Source organism: Methylobacterium mesophilicum, from assembly GCF_022179445.1.
Lineage (GTDB): Bacteria > Pseudomonadota > Alphaproteobacteria > Rhizobiales > Beijerinckiaceae > Methylobacterium > Methylobacterium mesophilicum.
This window is the reverse complement of record NZ_BPQU01000002.1, coordinates 65,340-81,081: the sequence shown is the minus strand read 5'-3', so window position 1 is coordinate 81,081 and position 15,742 is coordinate 65,340. Positions and strand designations below refer to the sequence as shown.

General features: G+C 71.5%; 15 protein-coding genes. 6 read left to right on the top strand and 9 right to left on the bottom strand.

The annotated features are described in order from the left end of the window. Positions 1-111: 111 nt before the first annotated feature. The gene (locus MFF40_RS02950; RefSeq protein ID WP_147897420.1) at positions 112-633 is read right to left on the bottom strand and encodes a hypothetical protein; all 522 of its coding nucleotides are present in this window, start codon (positions 631-633) and stop codon (positions 112-114) included. Positions 634-897: 264 nt separating this feature from the next. On the opposite strand from MFF40_RS02950, the gene MFF40_RS02945 reads away from it, so the two are divergent. Continuing rightward, positions 898-1,611, top strand: a complete 714-nt coding sequence (locus tag MFF40_RS02945) for a phosphodiester glycosidase family protein (protein ID WP_238259776.1) — start codon at positions 898-900, stop codon at positions 1,609-1,611. A 186-nt stretch (positions 1,612-1,797) separates the two neighbouring features. Here the strand turns inward: MFF40_RS02945 and MFF40_RS02940 are convergent, their stop codons facing one another. Further along, positions 1,798-2,916, bottom strand: a complete 1,119-nt coding sequence (locus MFF40_RS02940; protein ID WP_147897418.1) for an NADH:flavin oxidoreductase/NADH oxidase — start codon at positions 2,914-2,916, stop codon at positions 1,798-1,800. 204 nt (positions 2,917-3,120) lie between these two features. Here MFF40_RS02940 and MFF40_RS02935 point away from each other — a divergent pair, with 204 nt between their 5' ends. Continuing rightward, positions 3,121-3,612: a phospholipase A2 family protein gene (locus tag MFF40_RS02935; RefSeq protein WP_147897417.1), complete on the top strand. Its 492-nt coding sequence runs from the start codon at positions 3,121-3,123 to the stop codon at positions 3,610-3,612. A gap of 20 nt (positions 3,613-3,632) precedes the next feature. On the opposite strand, the gene MFF40_RS02930 is transcribed toward MFF40_RS02935, so the two are convergent. The 4 genes from MFF40_RS02930 to MFF40_RS02915 form a co-directional block, all read right to left on the bottom strand. Continuing rightward, entirely contained in the window at positions 3,633-4,949 is a 1,317-nt protein-coding gene (locus tag MFF40_RS02930) for an extracellular catalytic domain type 1 short-chain-length polyhydroxyalkanoate depolymerase (RefSeq protein ID WP_238259628.1), read from the bottom strand. 70 nt (positions 4,950-5,019) lie between these two features. Next, positions 5,020-5,439 carry a ribbon-helix-helix domain-containing protein gene (locus MFF40_RS02925; protein WP_147857444.1) on the bottom strand — a complete coding sequence of 140 codons (420 nt, stop codon included), beginning with the start codon at positions 5,437-5,439 and terminating at the stop codon, positions 5,020-5,022. A gap of 232 nt (positions 5,440-5,671) precedes the next feature. Next, positions 5,672-7,597: a propionyl-CoA synthetase gene (locus MFF40_RS02920; protein WP_238259627.1), complete on the bottom strand. Its 1,926-nt coding sequence runs from the start codon at positions 7,595-7,597 to the stop codon at positions 5,672-5,674. 388 nt (positions 7,598-7,985) lie between these two features. Beyond that, a complete protein-coding gene (locus MFF40_RS02915) occupies positions 7,986-8,168 on the bottom strand; it encodes a YdcH family protein (RefSeq protein ID WP_058190671.1) in 183 nt (60 codons plus the stop codon). A gap of 131 nt (positions 8,169-8,299) precedes the next feature. Between MFF40_RS02915 and MFF40_RS02910 the strand changes: the two genes are divergently transcribed. The 4 genes from MFF40_RS02910 to MFF40_RS02895 all read left to right on the top strand — a co-directional run bounded on the left by MFF40_RS02910 (position 8,300) and on the right by MFF40_RS02895 (position 11,503). Continuing rightward, complete coding sequence (locus tag MFF40_RS02910) at positions 8,300-8,563, top strand: YdcH family protein (RefSeq protein WP_147857634.1); 264 nt, start codon at positions 8,300-8,302, stop codon at positions 8,561-8,563. 180 nt (positions 8,564-8,743) lie between these two features. Next, a complete protein-coding gene (gene purE / locus MFF40_RS02905) occupies positions 8,744-9,241 on the top strand; it encodes a 5-(carboxyamino)imidazole ribonucleotide mutase (RefSeq protein ID WP_147897415.1) in 498 nt (165 codons plus the stop codon). Then, a complete protein-coding gene (locus tag MFF40_RS02900; RefSeq protein ID WP_147897414.1) occupies positions 9,238-10,347 on the top strand; it encodes a 5-(carboxyamino)imidazole ribonucleotide synthase in 1,110 nt (369 codons plus the stop codon). The genes purE and MFF40_RS02900 overlap by 4 nt, the downstream gene beginning before the upstream one ends. Before the next feature lie 283 nt (positions 10,348-10,630). After that, positions 10,631-11,503 carry a tetratricopeptide repeat protein gene (locus MFF40_RS02895; protein ID WP_147855675.1) on the top strand — a complete coding sequence of 291 codons (873 nt, stop codon included), beginning with the start codon at positions 10,631-10,633 and terminating at the stop codon, positions 11,501-11,503. Between the two features lie 285 nt (positions 11,504-11,788). Here MFF40_RS02895 and MFF40_RS02890 read toward each other — a convergent pair whose 3' ends face one another. The 3 genes from MFF40_RS02890 to MFF40_RS02880 form a co-directional block, all read right to left on the bottom strand. Beyond that, on the bottom strand, positions 11,789-12,943 hold the full coding sequence (locus MFF40_RS02890; RefSeq protein WP_147899605.1) for an acyl-CoA dehydrogenase family protein: 1,155 nt from the start codon (positions 12,941-12,943) through the stop codon (positions 11,789-11,791). Between the two features lie 201 nt (positions 12,944-13,144). Next, positions 13,145-14,341, bottom strand: a complete 1,197-nt coding sequence (locus tag MFF40_RS02885; protein WP_147897155.1) for an acyl-CoA dehydrogenase family protein — start codon at positions 14,339-14,341, stop codon at positions 13,145-13,147. Positions 14,342-14,343: 2 nt separating this feature from the next. Further along, the gene (locus tag MFF40_RS02880; protein WP_147897156.1) at positions 14,344-15,528 is read right to left on the bottom strand and encodes an acetyl-CoA C-acyltransferase; all 1,185 of its coding nucleotides are present in this window, start codon (positions 15,526-15,528) and stop codon (positions 14,344-14,346) included. Positions 15,529-15,742: the final 214 nt, after the last annotated feature.

The following is a 15,742-nucleotide window of genomic DNA, read 5'->3' as shown; positions in this document are numbered from 1 at the left end:
GGTACCAGTATCGGCGCCAATAGCCGAGCTGTGCAACCGTGGGGAGGTGCCACGCAAGGAAAAGGCCGCCCGGAGGCGGCCTTTTCCAAGACGTTCCGGTTCAGGCGTCGCTCAGTAGCAGCGCTCGACCAGAACCCGGCGGTAGCCGTAGGGGGTCCAGCGCACCCGCGGGACCGTGTAGCAGCCGCCGCCGTAGCCGTAATCGCCGGCGAAGCCGACCGGGGCGTAGCCGCCGCCGTAGCCGTAGCCCGGATAGCCGTAGCCGCCACCATAGCCGCCGTAGCCCCCATAGAGGCCGCCCGCCGCCAGGCCCAGGCCGACGCCGAGACCCAGGCCGCCGAGGCCGTAGCCGTAGCCGCCGCGATAGCCGTAGCCGCGACCGTAGAAGCCCCGGCCGTATCCGCCGCGGAAGCCCGCGCCCCGGAACCCGCCGTAGCCACCCCGGAACCCGCCGAAGCCGCCGCCGCGGAAGCCGCCGAACCCGCCGCCCCGGAACCCGCCGCCGAATCCACCACCGTGGAACCCGCCGCCGTGGAAGCCGCCTCCGCCGAAGCCGCGCGCGTCGGCGCTGGCGGGCATCACGACCAGGGCACCCGCCGCCAGCAGGGCTGAGCCGAGCACTGCACCCTTCATCCTGTATCTCCGTCGATTGTCACCGCCCTCTTGAGTTGGAAACGCTCGAGTATTGAAAACAGTTCAGCTGCCGGCCGCGGCGCGCGGCCGCTGCCGGGGGCGCAAGCCCGGCGCCATCCCGAGTCGCGAAGGTCAGGTCCCAGACACGAAAATCGCCGTTTTCCCAGGCGAAAGGCGCTGCGCCTGCCCTCGCCCCCCGCCTTCGGGCCCACGGAACCACCGATGACGACGCGCCCGGTTCACGCTCTGTTGATCGCGCTCGCGATGGCGCTCTCCGTGGCACGCGAGGCCGTGGCGGCCCCGACCGCACCGGATCTGTGCCGCGCCGTCCAGGCGCAGGGCGAGAGCTTCACGGTCTGCACCGTCGACCTGCGCCGGCAGCGGCTGCGGCTGTTCTGGCTTCAGGAGGACGGCCGGCCCTACGGCGCCCTGGGGACCCTCGCCGAGAAGCAGGGCGGCCGCCTCGGCTTCGCGATGAATGCCGGCATGTACGACAAGGAGCAGGCGCCGGTGGGCCTCTACGTCGAGGACGGGCGCGAGATGAAGCGCGTCTCGACCGCGGACGGGCCGGGCAACTTCCATCTCAAGCCCAACGGCGTGTTCTGGGTGAAGGGCGACAAGGCCGGCGTGCTCGACACCGGCCACTACCTCCGGGCGAAGATCCGGCCGGACTTCGCCACGCAATCCGGCCCGATGCTGGTGATCGACGGCCAGATCCACCCCAAGATCTCGGCGGACGGGCCGAGCCAGAAGATCCGCAACGGCGTCGGGGTGCAGGAGGATGGCCGCGTGGCTGTGTTCGCCATCTCCGAGCGCCCGGTGACCTTCGGGGCCTTCGCCCGCCTGTTCCGGGACGACCTCGGCTGCCGCAACGCGCTGTTCCTCGACGGCACGGTGTCGAGCCTCTACGCGCCGAATCTCGGCCGCTCGGACATCAGCCGGCCGCTGGGGCCGCTGGTGGGGGCGATGGCGCGGTAGGCGTAACCCACCTTGTCATTCCGGGGCCGCGAAGCGGAGCCCGGAATCCAGAGCCGCAATGCCTTCCGCATTGTCAGCGGCAGCGTTTCGACCCGTTCGTAAGGCGCGGCGGTTCTGGATTCCGGGCTCGCCTGCGGCGCCCGGAATGACACGGTGGATTGTGAAACGTTGCAGGCCTCGCAAATCTCACCGCTGGCCGAACGCCGTATCCTTGAATAGATCTTTGTATTCCCGCGGCTGCGAGCGCCAGTACTGCTTGGGGGCGTGGACCTTGGCGCCGAGCTCGGCCGCCGAGTGCCAGGGCCAGCGGGGGTCGTACAGCATGGCCCGGGCCAGCGAGATCGCGTCGGCCTTGCCCTCGGCCAGGATCGTCTCGGCCTGCTGCGCCTCGGTGATGAGGCCGACCGCGATGGTGGTCAGCCCGGTCTCGGCCTTGATCCGCTCGGCATAGGGCACCTGGTAGCCCGGCCCGAGCTTGATCGCCTGCTTGGGCGAGACGCCGCCCGTCGAGACGTGGAGCGCGGGCGAGCCGGCGCGCTTGAGCGCCTGTCCCAGGGCCACGGTCTCGTCGAGGTCCCAGCCGTCCTCGACCCAGTCGGTGGCCGAGACGCGCAGCCAGACCGGGCTGCCCGCCGGGACGACGTCGCGCACGGCGTCGTAGACTTCGAGGGGGAAGCGCATCCGGTTTTCGAGGCTGCCGCCATAGGCATCGGTGCGCTTGTTGGCGATCGGCGACAGGAACTGGTGCAGCAGGTAGCCGTGGGCGCCGTGCAGCTCCACGGCCTCGATGCCCAGGCGCACGGCGCGCTTGGCGGTGGCCACGAACTGGTCGCGGACGCGCTTCAGGTCGGCGGCGTCGAGGGCGTGGGGCGGGACCTCGACCTCGCCGTGCGGGACCGCGGAGGGCGCTTCCGTGCGCCAGCCATAGGGATGCTCGGGCGGAATCTGCTGGCCGCCGGCCCAGGGCGCCTCGCTCGATGCCTTGCGGCCGGCATGGGCGATCTGGATGCAGATCGGGATCGGGGCGTATTCGCGCACCGCCTCGAGCACCCGGCCGAGCGCCCGCTCGCAGCCGTCGTTGTAGAGGCCGAGGTCCCAGGCGGTGATCCGGGCCTCGGGCGAGACCGCGGTGGCCTCCAGGGTCAGCAGGCCGGCCCCCGACATCGCCATCTGGCCGAGATGCATCATGTGCCAGTCGGTGGCCTCGCCGTCCCGGGCCGAATACTGGCACATCGGCGCGATCAGGATGCGGTTGTCGAGCGTGAGGGCGTCGAGGGCGAGCGGTTCGAACAGGCGGGCGGTCATGGGCGGCTCCGTTACGCGCCGGACCTATGTGGCGCAGGCGTGCGGCCGAGGCCAGCATCGGCATGTGCGCCAGCCCACCCGCCCTGCAGCCTCGACACGGCTGCAGGGGAACCGACCGCACGTTCGGTAACTTCTGGCTGAATGACGGTCTGATGCCGCCGATGCGAACCGCCTGAGGGGGCGAGATCGCGCGAGGTCCACGCCATGTTGCTCCCGAACCGTTCCACCCGACTTGCCGCCCTGGCCGCGGCTCCGTTCGCCCTGGCGGCGTTCCTGGCCGTCCCCGCCGAGGCCCAACCGGCCGCGTTCGGCGGCCCGAAGATCCTGATCCACGGCAATTACTGCGGCCCCGGCAACAACGCCCCGCTGCCGCCGATCGATGCCCTCGACGCGGCCTGCGCCCGTCACGATGCCTGCACGCCCGAAGGCGGTCTGCCGTCGCAGGCCTGCAACCTGCGCCTGCAGCGCGACGCGGCGCTCGTCTCGCGCGACCCGCGCCAGCCCGAGGATCTGCGGGCGCTGGCGGGCTTCGTCGCGGCGAGCGCGACGCTGATCCCCGCCGAGGCGGGCCCGCAGCGCCTGCCCGCCTCGGTCACGACCGGCACGCTGCCGGGCGCCGACGCGCCGGCCCTGTCGCGGCCGGCCCCGTCGCCCGACATCCTGGACGCGGCGCCGGACGGGGCCGAGGCCGACTGAACCGCAGCCCGCCTTGAGGGTCAGGCTCGGCCACCCGCCTTCCGCGCGTGGCCGAGGAAGAACCGGACCATTTCGGCGCTCGCATCCGGGCCGCGGGGCTCGGTGAACGAGCCGTCCGGGCTGCCGCCCGACCAGGCATGCCCGGCCCCGTGCAGGACCCAGTATTCCAGCTGGGTCCCGCCGGTGGCGTCCGTGCGGACGGTTCGGGTGTAGGCCACGCCCCCCGGGCTCGTGCCGCGGTCGACCGTCTCGGCGAGGCCCGTGGCCGCCATGGCCTGGGCGACCACCTGATCGCCGTTGGCCGGGTGCACGGTGCGGTCGACGTCGCCGTGGAACACGATGGTCGGGACCGCCTGCCGGTTGCGTCCCGGGGCGCTCCCCTGCCCCTTCATGGCGGCGAAGGCCGAGGGGACGTCCCGGGCCGCGCCGCAGGCCAGGCCCGAATGGACGCCCACCGCCGCGAACAGGTCCGGATAGGTCGCCGCCAGGATCGCCGCCGCGGCGCCCCCGGCCGAGAGACCGGCGGCGTAGACCCGGTCCGGGTCGGCGGAAAACTCCTCCACCACCGCCCGGGCGATGCCGGCGAGCAGGGCCGGCTCGCCGCCGTCGCGGGCCTGGTCGCCGACGGCGTACCAGTTCCAGCAGCGCTGCATGTTCGCCGACTGGGGCTGCTCCGGATAGGCGACCAGGAAGGTCTGCGCCTCGGCGAGGCGGTTCATCCGCGTCCCGGCGGCGAAGTCGTCCGGGTTCTGGGTGCAGCCGTGCAGCATCAGGAGGACGGGCAGCGCCTGGCCGGTGTAGCCGCTCGGCACGAACACCTTGTAGCGGCGGCTGCCTGCGGCGGCCGTGAAGGTTCTGTCCTCGAACCGGGCGCCCTCCGGCACGGTCGCGGCGGCGGGCCGTCCGGGCTGCACGGGGGCTCCGGCGAAGCCCTCCGCGAAACCGCCGGTGGGGAGCCCGCTCCGGGCGAGGCCGTCGCGCACGGTCCGCATCACCGCAGACGCGATGTCGGCGGCGGCTGGGGCGGCGTGGTCCGGCGCGGCGGCCGGCTGTGCACCCGGCTCGGGCGCTGTCCAGGCGCCGTCGGGGCCCTGCGGCGCCTCCATGTCGATGATCGGGGCGCCCCCGGTCGGCTCGGCCGGACGCTCGCGCGCCTCGGCCCAGCGGGCGAAGGCGTCGGCCTGCCGGCGCTGGAACCGGCCCATGGCGGCCGTCATCCGGGCGGCCCGGGCCGCGCGCTTGCCCTCGGCCTCGGCCGAGCCGGGGGCTCCGAAGCCGCCGAGCTTCATCTTCGACAGGTCGAAGTTCAGGAAGTCCATCTTGGGAAAGTGCTTCATCGGGCCGTTCCTTGCGGGTGGGGTTCGGACACGGCCGGCTGCTGCGCCCGGCGGTGCGATCGGGGTGTCTTCAGGCGATCCGGTCGGCCAGGGCGGCCTTGACCGCGGGGCTGGCCTGGAACGCGCCCAGCACCTCCACGGAGGCGATCGCGGCGCGCGCCAGTTCGGGCGTGACGTCCAGCGCCACGGTGGCGAGGCCGAGGACCTGGATATGCAGGGGCACGCCGGCGTCGCGGGCGGCTTCCAGGGCGGCGCGGGAATAGTGCGAGACGCCCAGCCGCAGTTGGCGGCGGGCCACGGATTGGCGCACCGCCTCCTCCTGCCGGTCCAGCTGGTTGCGCACCGCGGTGCGGATGAAGTCGGCGCGGTTGGCGTAGAACCCGTCGCGGACCATCAGGTCGACCCGGCCGAGATCGACGAAGCCGAGGTTGATCGTGATCTTCTCGCTGTCCGGCACCTTGGGCCGGAGTTCCTGTCCGGTGTCTGCCATCGTCTCGCCCTCCCCAGACCATCCGGTTGGATGGTCTAGAGATGGTGAGCGGAGTCGGGCGCGCAAGGGGCGGTTGCAGCGCGTTTCGAAACGATCGTGGTTTCAAAAGGTCCGGGACCTTTTGCGGGTCCAGGGCAGAGCCCTGGTGTCGGGCTTCGCCCGAGATCGGGGCTGCGCGCCCCGAACCCCGCCGAAGGGCCTCGGGCCCTTCGGGAACCCATATTCCCCGCGCTCAGCCGGCGCCGATCCCCCGCCCCTTCAGGCTGGCGCCGATCTCGTCGAGGGCGGCGGCGTCGTCGATGGTCGCCGGCATCGTCCAGGGCTCGTGGTCGGCGATGCGCTTCATGGTGGCGCGCAGGATCTTGCCGGAGCGGGTTTTCGGCAGGCGGGGCACGGTGAGCGCTAGCTTGAACGCCGCCACCGGCCCGATCTCGTCGCGCACCTTGGCGACCAGCTCGCGCTCGATATCCTCGGGGGCGCGGTCGACCCGGGCCTTGAGCACCACGAAGCCGCAGGGCACCTCGCCCTTCAGCGCGTCGCGGATGCCGATCACCGCGCATTCGGCGACATCCGGGTGGCCGGCCAGCACCGCCTCCATGCCGCCGGTGGACAGGCGATGGCCCGCGACGTTGATGATGTCGTCGGTCCGCCCGAGCACGGTGATGTAGCCGTCGGCGTCGATCACTCCGGCATCCGAGGTGTCGTAATAGCCCGGGAAGGTGGCGAGGTAGCTCGACCGCATCCGCGCGTCCGAGCCCCACAGGGTCGGCAGGCAGCCGGGCGGCAGGGGCAGGCGGATCGCGATGGTGCCCATCGTGCCGGGCGGGACCGGCTTGCCGCCCTCGTCCAGGACCTCGACCCGGTAGCCCGGCATCGGGACGCAGGTGCTGCCGTGCTTGACCGGCAGGAGGCCTAGGCCGAGCGGGTTGCCGGCGATCGGCCAGCCGGTCTCGGTCTGCCACCAATGGTCGATCACCGGGCGGCCCAGCACCCGCTCGGCCCAGGCCACCGAATCCGGGTCGGCTCGCTCCCCGGCCAGAAACAGGCTGCGGAAGGCGGACAGGTCGTAGGCGCCGACCAGCGAGCCGGCCGGATCCTCCTTCTTGATCGCCCGCAAGGCCGTCGGCGCCGTGAACAGGCAGACCACGCCGTGCTCGGCGACCACCCGCCAGAACGCCCCGGCATCGGGCGTGCCCACCGGCTTGCCCTCGTACAGCACCGTGGTGCAGCCGTGCAGCAGCGGCGCGTAGACGATGTAGGAATGGCCGACCACCCAGCCGATATCGGAGGCGCAGAAATAGGTCTCGCCGGGCTGGACGCCGTAGAGGTTCGGCATCGACCAGGCGAGCGCCACGAGGTAGCCGCCGGTATCCCGGACCACGCCCTTCGGCTTGCCGGTCGTCCCGGAGGTGTAGAGGACGTAGAGCGGGTCCGTGGCGGCCACCGGCACGCAGGCGGCGTGCTTGCCCGCCGCCCGGGCTGCCGCGACGGTCTCGGCCCAGTCGTGGTCGCGCCCCGCGACCAGGCTCGCGACGCATTGGGGACGCTGCAGGATCAGGCAGGCCTCCGGCTTGTGCCGGGAGGTGGCGATCGCGAGGTCCAGCAGCGGCTTGTAGGCGACCACGCGGTTCGGCTCGAGTCCGCAGGAGGCGGCCAGCACCACCTTCGGGGCCGCATCCTCGATCCGCACCGCCAATTCGTTGGCCGCGAAGCCGCCGAACACCACCGAGTGGACGGCGCCCAGCCGGGCGCAGGCCAGCATGCCGAACAGGGCCTCGGGCACCATCGGCATGTACAGCACGACACGGTCGCCCTTGCGGACGCCGAGTTCGGCCAGCACCGCGGCGAGGGCCGCCACCGCGTCGCGCAACTCCCGGTAGCTGATGCTGCGCTTGGTCCCGGTGACGGGCGAATCGTACAGGATCGCCGCCTGCTCGGCCCGCGCCCCGTCGGCGTGGCGGTCCACCGCGTTGTGGCAGGCGTTGAGCGTCCCGTCCGGGAACCAGCGGCCGTAGGGCCCGGTATCCGGCGCGAAGATCTGCTCGGGCGCGCGCGACCAGTCGAGCGCCCCGGCCGCCTCGCGCCAGAACGCCTCCGGGTCGCGGCGCGCCGCGTCGTAGATCTCAGGATAGCGGCCCGGCAGGCTGGCGGTGGTCATGGGCGCGGCGTGTCCTCGGAGCCGCTCTCCGGCGGCATCCCGGGGAGATTAGCTGATTCTGGTTTCTTGCGCGCGCGGGCGGTCGTTTGGGGGGATGATGACGCGCTTATGGATTGAACTCCGGCTCAGCGGGAGAATCGGCTTCTCTCACCCAGCCCCCGCATCCTGAGGCGCCGAAGCGAAGCGGAGGCCTCGAAGGAGCCCTCCGGCCGGCCGCGCGATCCCTGGAGTGCTCCTTCGATGTCCCCTGGCGCGGGCGCCCCGCGACGGGGGCTGCGATCGGGTGAGCGGTAAAACAAGCGCGCAAAGAACCGCCGCACCGGGCAACCCGATGCGACGGCTCATGTCGTGTTCAAGATGTCAGGGATGGGAACGGATCAGGCGTCGCTCAGTGCAACGTATCGTTGCCGGCTTGCAGCCTTTTGATCTCGTCTTTGAGAAGAAGTTTCCGTCGCTTCAGTTCGGCAATGTGGAGGTCGTTCGCAGAAGGCCTGTGGATCGCCTCGTGAATCTCACGCTCGAGGGCTTCGTGCTTCCGGGCGAGTTGGCTCAAATGCGTCTGCAGCGACATGAGTCGAATCTCCTGTCATTGTTCCGACACATGGAGACTGGCACAGGATGCCGCACCTGTCGAAGCCTTTTCTCCGGCCAAGCCTCACGAATGCTTGCACGGCCGGCTTGTCCCGCGGCGGGGCGTAACGCATGCTCTTCGATACGGAACGGTCTTCGGTCCCGCGGGTGACGATGGCGGACGAGTCGAACGAAAACGTGCAGCCGGCGGATCTCGAAGCCGAGCTGAATCGGCTGCGCGAGGAACACCGGGGCCTCGACGGCGCCATCGAGGCGCTGGAGCGCAGCGTCGCCGGGGATCAGCTCCAGATCCAGCGCCTGAAGAAGCGCAAGCTGACCCTGCGCGACCGGATCTACCATATCGAGGATGCCCTCACCCCCGATATCATCGCTTAGAGCCCGCCGCCGAAGTGGATGCCGGCTCCGGGTAAGGGGGCGCGTTGAAGCGCGGCGCGTTCTCCCGGAAGCCGGAAACCATCTGTCGGGACGTTCCGCCGAAGCCGGTGGACGCATCGGCGCGGCGCCTTGCCGCCGGGCCGCCTCGCCTGTAAGCGGCCTCTTTTGCCGGGACATACGATGGCGTCGCCTCCGGTCGCGATCATCATGGGCAGTCAGTCCGATTGGGCGACCATGCGGCACGCCGCCGAGACGCTCGACGCGCTCGGCGTGCCGTACGACGCCCGGATCGTGTCGGCCCACCGCACGCCGGACCGGCTCGTGGCCTTCGCCAAGGGCGCGGTGGCGGATGGGTTCAAGGTCGTGATCGCGGGCGCCGGCGGGGCCGCGCACCTGCCCGGCATGGCGGCTGCGATGACCCGCCTGCCGGTCTTCGGCGTGCCGGTGGAATCGAAGGCCCTGTCCGGCCAGGACAGCCTGCTGTCGATCGTCCAGATGCCGGCCGGCATCCCCGTGGGGACGTTGGCGATCGGCCGGGCCGGGGCGGTCAACGCGGCGCTGCTGGCGGCCGCGGTGCTGGCGCTCGGCGATCCGGGCCTGGCGGAGCGGCTCGAAGCGTGGCGCGCGGCCCAGACCGCGTCGGTGGCCGAGCGGCCGGTGACGGAAACGCATTCGTGACGGACACATCCCTGAAGCCCGGCTCCACCCTCGGCATCGTCGGCGGCGGGCAGCTCGGGCGCATGATCGCGCTCGCGGCGGCCAATTACGGGCTGAAAGTGCACGTCTACGCGCCCGACCAGGACAGCCCCGCCTTCGACGTCTGCGCCCGGACGACCTGCGCGGCCTACGACGATCCGCAAGCACTCGCCGCGTTCGCGCGGAGCGTCGATGCGGTGACCTACGAGTTCGAGAACATCCCGCGCGCCACCGCCGACATCCTGGCCCGGCACGCGCCCCTGCACCCGAACGCGGAGGCGCTTTCCACCACACAGGACCGCCTGACGGAAAAAGAGTTCATCAACGGACTCGGGATCCCGACCGCGCCGTTCCAGGCGGTCGACACGCCCGACGACCTCGACCGGGCGATCGCGGCGCTCGGCCTGCCGGCGGTGCTCAAGACCCGCCGGTTCGGCTACGACGGCAAGGGCCAGCGCATCCTGCGCGAGCGCGCCGAGGGCGACCGCAACGCGCTGTTCGCCGAGTTCGGCGGCGCGCCGCTGATCCTGGAGGGCTTCGTGCCGTTCGAGCGCGAGGTCTCGGTGGTGGCCGCCCGCGGCCGCGACGGCGGCTTCGCGGCCTTCGACCTGTGCGAGAACGAGCACCGCGACCACATCCTGGCGCTGACGCGGGTGCCGGCCCCCGGCCTGACGCCCGAGACCGCCCGCGCCGCCCTCGACATCGCCAAGCGGATCGCGGACGCGCTGGACTATGTCGGCGTGCTCGCCGTCGAGATGTTCCTGGTGCGGCAGGACGGGATCGAGCGGCTGGTGGTCAACGAGATCGCGCCGCGGGTTCACAATTCCGGGCACTGGACCATCGAGGGGGCGACGACCTCGCAATTCGCGCAGCACGTCCGCGCGGTGTGCGGCTGGCCGCTCGGCGATTCGGCCCGGGTGGGCGGGTTGCCGGTGGAGATGCGCAACCTGATCGGCGCCCAGGCCGACGATTGGCCCGCACTGCTCGCCGAGCCCGGCGCCCACCTGCACCTCTACGGCAAGGGCGAGGCCCGGGCCGGCCGCAAGATGGGCCACGTCACCCGGCTGGGATCCGTTCCGGTCCCCTGATCGAGCCCGCTTCTGCGGCTTCGGGAACACACCGGGCCGGCCGCATGCGCGCCGGACGCCGCCTCCGGACGCCTGCGCGCCGTCGAGCCATACCTTCGCCACATCCCGCCGCTTCCACCACACCGTGGGCGGTCACGGAACCGCAAGCCTTTAAGCCGGCATTCACCGCGATGCGCGACGGTGCCTCGGAGACGAGGGGCGCGGCGCGGGCCGGGCGACGGGATAATCGGGGGCGGGGTGGTGCGCGCGCGAAGGCGGGCCGCGCCCCGGGGAGAGTGGGGCGATGATCGTACGCAACGGGCTGGCACACAAGATCGCGCTGATCGGCGCGGCCACGCTCTCGGCCGCGGCGCTCGCGGGCTGTGAAACCGTCGGCAGCGCCGCCGGCCCGCGGCAATACGCGGTGGTGGAGACCGACACCACCGGCGCCACCAACGTCAACATCGCCTCGCTGACCGAGGTGATCCAGCGCAACCCGAACGACGCCGCCGCCTACAACACCCGCGGCGCCGCCTATGCCCGGGCCGGCCAGTTCAACGACGCCATCGCCGACTTCACCAAGGCGATCCAGATCGACCCGAATTCGGGCTCGGCCTACAACAACCGCGCCCTGGCCGAGCGCCAGGTCGGCCGCGACGCCGCCGCCCTGCAGGACTTCACCAAGGCGATCGGCATCGACCCGAATTACGGGCCGGCCTATATCGGCCGCGCCAACGTCGAGCGCGCCCAGGGCAACGTCGACCAGGCGCTCGCCGACCTCAACGTCGCGATCCGGCTGATGCCCGAATCGGCCGAGGCCTACCATGCCCGCGGCCTGGTCCGGCAGAAGCAGGGTCAGGACGCCCAGGCGATCGCCGACTTCGACGCCGCCATCGACCGCAACCCGTTCGTGTCCGCGCCCTACGCGGCGCGCGGCCAGAGCCTGATCGCCACCAACCAGTACCCGAAGGCGATCGAGGACTACAACGCGGCGCTCAACGTGAACAACAAGGACGCCACCTCCTGGGCCTATCGCGGCCTCGCCTACGAGAAGTCGGGCCAGCGCAAGGAGGCGCTCGAGAACTACCAGCGCGCCGCCGTGATCGAACCCAACAACGCCGTCGCCCGCGCCGGCCTCGGCCGCGTGCAGGGCGGGGTCGGCTCGCTGTTCAACTGATCTTTTTTGCCCGGTTCATCCCACCCATCCCCCTCATCCTGACGGGCTGTGGTCCTTCGATCGACAGACGGGCTTGCAACGCCAGGACGAGGCGCGGGTCCCCTCTCCCGTGCGGGAGAGGGACAGGGTGAGGGGTGCGACCTGTCCGGAAAGACCTGGTCCCTCACCCCAGCCCTCTCCCGCACGGGAGAGGGGGCCTGTCGCGCTCCCTCCTCGAAGGATCGGAGAACTCACAGCCTCTGAGATGACGGGGGTTTGGGCGGGATGGCGCGCGAAAGTCGCCCCTTACGCCGCCAGCAGCCCATCCTCCCCTTGCGTGATCCGGCGCAGGTGGTGGGCGGTGTCGCCGAGCTGGTATTCGATCATGGCGAGCCGCTTGAAGTGGTGGGCGCCGATGTATTCGAGCGTCATGCCGATGCCGCCGTGGAGCTGCACCGCCTCCTGGCCGACGAACCGGCAGGCCTTGTTGATCTGCACCTTCACGGCCGCCAGCGCCGCCGCGCGCGCCGCGGGATCCTCCGCCTCCACCATCATGGCGGCGTAGAGCGCCATCGAGCGCGCCTGTTCGAGTTGGATCAGCATGTCCACGGCCCGGTGCTGCAGGGCCTGGAACGAGCCGACGCTGACCCCGAACTGCGTGCGGGTCTTGAGATACGCCACCGTGAGCTTGTGGAGCGCATCCATCGAGCCGACCGCTTCGGCGGCGAGCGCCGCGATGCCGTGCTCGGCCACCCGCTCCAGCAGCGGCAGGCCGCCCTCGGGATCGCCCAGCGCCGCATCGGCCGGCAGCGCGACGTCCGAGAACGACACCTCGGCGGCCCGGCCGCCATCCTGGGTCGGGTAGGCCTCGATCGCCACCCCCCGGGCATCCGCCGGCACCAGGAACAGGCCGATCCCATGCGGGTCGCGCCGCTCCCCGGAGATGCGCGCCGAGACCACCATCAGCCCGGCCGCGTCGGCATTGGGCACGACGCTCTTCGCCCCGCTCAGCACGAACCCGTCGCCCGAGCGCCGGGCCGTGGCCGCCACGTCGTGGAGGTCGTAGCGCGACTGGCGCTCGGTATGGGCCAGGGTCAGCCGCAGGCTGCCGTCGATCACGCCGGGCAGGATCTTTTCCTTCTGCGCCGCGCTGCCGCCGAGCCGGAGCGCCGTCGCGCCGAGCACGAGGCTCGCGAACAGCGGCTCGACCACGAGGTTGCGCCCCACCGCCTCCATGACCAGCATGGTCTCGACCGGACCGCCGGCCAGCCCGCCCTCGTCCTCGGAGAAGGGCAGGCCGGTCACGCCGAGTTCGGCGAACGCCGCCCAGCCCTCTTCGGGGAAGCCCAGGGGGGCCTTCAGCCGCGCCTGCCGGCTCTCCAGCGACGGATACAGGTCCGCCGCCATCCGCTCGACGCTGTCGCGCAGGAGCGACTGGTCCTCGTTCAGGTCGAAATCCATGTCGGTGTCCTCTCGCGGAAGGTCACGGTCGCGGCGTTCATCCCAGCCGCCCCCTCATCCTGGAGGTGCCGGAGTGCAGCGGAGGCTTCGAAGGAGGCCTCCAGCCGGCCGCGCGATCCCTGGAGCCCTCCTTCGAGGCGGCTTCGCCGCGCCTCAGGATGAGGGGGGTGGGTGGGATCGGCGGGGGCGGCCCGGCTGCCCTCACAACCCCAAGATCCCCTTGGCGATGACGTTGTGCTGGATCTCGTTCGAGCCGCCGTAGATCGAGACCTTGCGGTTGTTGAAGTAGCTCGGCGCCGCCGCATCGACCCAGTCGAAGCCGCCGGGCAAGTTGTTGGCTCCGGCCCCGCGTGACGGCGCCGCCAGGGCGAACGGGCCGGCGAGCTCGACCAGCAACTCCGTCGCCGCCTGCTGGAGCTGCGAACCGCGGATCTTGAGGAGCGAGGAGGCGGGGTCGGGCTCGACCGAATCCGCCCGGCCCTGCTTGGCCGCCACCCGCATCTGGGTGATCTCCAGCGCCTTCAGCTCGACCTCGACCTCCGCCACCCGGCCGCGGAAGTCGCGGTCGTCCCACATGGTCCCGGAGCCCGCCGGCATCTCCTTGGCGAGGCGCTTGATCCGGGCAATCCGCTCCTTGGTGAGGCCGATCCGGGCGATGCCGGTGCGCTCGTTGGCGAGCAGGAATTTTGCGTAGTCCCAGCCCCGGTTCTCCTCGCCCACGAGGTTCTCGACCGGCACCCGCACCGAGTCGAAAAACACCTCGTTAACCTCGTGGCGGCCTTCCAAGGTGAGGATCGGCCGCACGGTGATGCCGGGGGTCTTCATATCGATTAGCAGGAAGGAGATGCCGCGCTGCTTCTTCGCCTCGAAGTCGGTGCGCACGAGACAAAAAATCCAGTCGGCGTGCTGGCCCAGCGTCGTCCAGGTCTTCTGACCGTCCACGACGTAGTGGTCGCCGTCGCGCACCGCCTTGGTCTTCAAGGAGGCGAGGTCGGAGCCGGCGCCGGGCTCGGAGAAACCCTGGCACCACCAATCGTCGAGATTGGCCGCGCGCGGCAGGAAGCGTTCCTTTTGGTCCTGCCGGCCGAAGGTCGCGAGCACGGGGCCGAACATGTAGCAGTTGAATTGCTGCGGCAGCGGCACCGCCGCCTGGAACAGCTCCTCGGTGTAGATGTAGCGCTGGATCGGGGTCCAATCCCGGCCGCCCCATTCCTGCGGCCAGTGCGGCACCGCCCAGCCCTTGGCGTTGAGGATCCGCTGGCTGGCGACGATGTCCTCCTTGGCGAGGCTGCGCCCCTCCGACACCTTCTTTCGTATGTCAGCCGGGATCTCCGTCCGGCAGAAGCTGCGGACCTCGTCGCGGAACGCGATTTCGTCCGGCGTAAAGCGCAGATCCATCGTCAGCCTCCGATCTCGAACAGGCCGGCGCAGCCCTGGCCGCCGGCCACGCACATGGTCACCACGGCGTAGCGCGCCCCGCGGCGGCGGCCCTCCAGCAGGGCGTGGCCCACGAGCCGCGCCCCCGACATGCCGAACGGGTGGCCGACCGCGATGGCGCCGCCGTTGACGTTGACCTTGTCCGGATCGATCCCGAGCCTGTCCCGGCAATAGACCGACTGGGACGCGAAGGCCTCGTTCAGCTCCCACAGGTCGATGTCGGCGACCGTGAGTCCCTGCCGCTCCAGCAGGCGCGGCACCGCGAAGACCGGGCCGATGCCCATCTCGTCCGGCCCGCAGCCGGCCGAGGCGAAGCCCCGGAAGGTGCCGAGCGGCGTGAGGCCGCGCCGGGCGGCCTCCTCGGCCGACATCAGCACGCTGGCGGCGGCCCCGTCCGAGAGCTGGCTGGCATTGCCCGCCGTGATGAAAGCGCCCTCCCCGCGCACGGGCTTGAGCTTCGCCAAGCCTTCGAGCGTCGTGTCGGGCCGGTTGCCCTCGTCCTTGGCGAGTCGCGTCTCGACCTCCCGGGTCTCACCGGTGGCCTTGTCTGTCACCGCCATCACGGCGCTGATCGGGACGATCTCGTCGTCGAACAGCCCCAGCGCCTGCGCGGCGGCGGTGCGGCGCTGGCTCTCCGCCGCGAAGGCGTCCTGCGCCTCCCGGGAGATGCCGTAGCGCTCGGCCACGATGTCGGCGGTCTCGATCATCGGCATGTAGATCGCCGGCAGGTGCGCCTCCAGCCAGGCGTTGCGGGTCAGCTCCCGCTGCACCTTCGGCTGCACCAGGCTGATCGACTCGACCCCGCCGGCCACGGCCACCGGAACGCCGTCGAGGATGATCCGGCGGGCCGCGCTGGCGATCGCCTCCAGGCCCGAGGCGCAGAAGCGCGAGACCGTGACGCCGGCCGACTCCACCGGGATCCCCGCCACCAGGGCGGCGTGGCGGGCGACGTTGCCGCCGGTGGCGTTCTCCGGATAGCCGCAGCCCAGGACCACCTCCTCGATCGCATCCAGCTCGAGCCGGGCCCGGTCCAGGGCGCCCCGGATCGCGTGGGCCGCGAGGTCGGCGCCGCGGGTGAGGTTCAGCGCGCCGCGATGGGCCTTGCCGATCGGCGTGCGGGCGGTCGAGACGATCACCGCGTCGGTCATGCCGGGCTCCTCTGGGGTTCCGAACGGATGTGCAGGTCGGATGCTGGCGCAGCATCAGCCGGATGTGGCGTGGGTCCCCTCTCCCGTGCGGGAGAGGGACAGGGTGAGGGGTGCGACTTCTCCGGAAAGACCTGTCCCCTCACCCCAACCCTCTCCCGCACGGGAGAGGGGGCGCGGTGCGGGCTGCAGGAGCGACGGCGCCTGATGCAGACGG

Coding starts and splice junctions, on each gene's coding strand:
- MFF40_RS02950 (WP_147897420.1), bottom strand. CDS start 633: ATGAAGGGTGCAGTGCTCGGCTCAGCCCTGCTGGCGGCGGGTGCCCTG.
- MFF40_RS02945 (WP_238259776.1), top strand. CDS start 898: ATGGCGCTCTCCGTGGCACGCGAGGCCGTGGCGGCCCCGACCGCACCG.
- MFF40_RS02940 (WP_147897418.1), bottom strand. CDS start 2,916: ATGACCGCCCGCCTGTTCGAACCGCTCGCCCTCGACGCCCTCACGCTC.
- MFF40_RS02935 (WP_147897417.1), top strand. CDS start 3,121: ATGTTGCTCCCGAACCGTTCCACCCGACTTGCCGCCCTGGCCGCGGCT.
- MFF40_RS02930 (WP_238259628.1), bottom strand. CDS start 4,949: ATGAAGCACTTTCCCAAGATGGACTTCCTGAACTTCGACCTGTCGAAG.
- MFF40_RS02925 (WP_147857444.1), bottom strand. CDS start 5,439: ATGGCAGACACCGGACAGGAACTCCGGCCCAAGGTGCCGGACAGCGAG.
- MFF40_RS02920 (WP_238259627.1), bottom strand. CDS start 7,597: ATGACCACCGCCAGCCTGCCGGGCCGCTATCCTGAGATCTACGACGCG.
- MFF40_RS02915 (WP_058190671.1), bottom strand. CDS start 8,168: ATGTCGCTGCAGACGCATTTGAGCCAACTCGCCCGGAAGCACGAAGCC.
- MFF40_RS02910 (WP_147857634.1), top strand. CDS start 8,300: ATGCTCTTCGATACGGAACGGTCTTCGGTCCCGCGGGTGACGATGGCG.
- purE (WP_147897415.1), top strand. CDS start 8,744: ATGGCGTCGCCTCCGGTCGCGATCATCATGGGCAGTCAGTCCGATTGG.
- MFF40_RS02895 (WP_147855675.1), top strand. CDS start 10,631: ATGATCGTACGCAACGGGCTGGCACACAAGATCGCGCTGATCGGCGCG.
- MFF40_RS02890 (WP_147899605.1), bottom strand. CDS start 12,943: ATGGATTTCGACCTGAACGAGGACCAGTCGCTCCTGCGCGACAGCGTC.
- MFF40_RS02885 (WP_147897155.1), bottom strand. CDS start 14,341: ATGGATCTGCGCTTTACGCCGGACGAAATCGCGTTCCGCGACGAGGTC.
- MFF40_RS02880 (WP_147897156.1), bottom strand. CDS start 15,528: ATGACCGACGCGGTGATCGTCTCGACCGCCCGCACGCCGATCGGCAAG.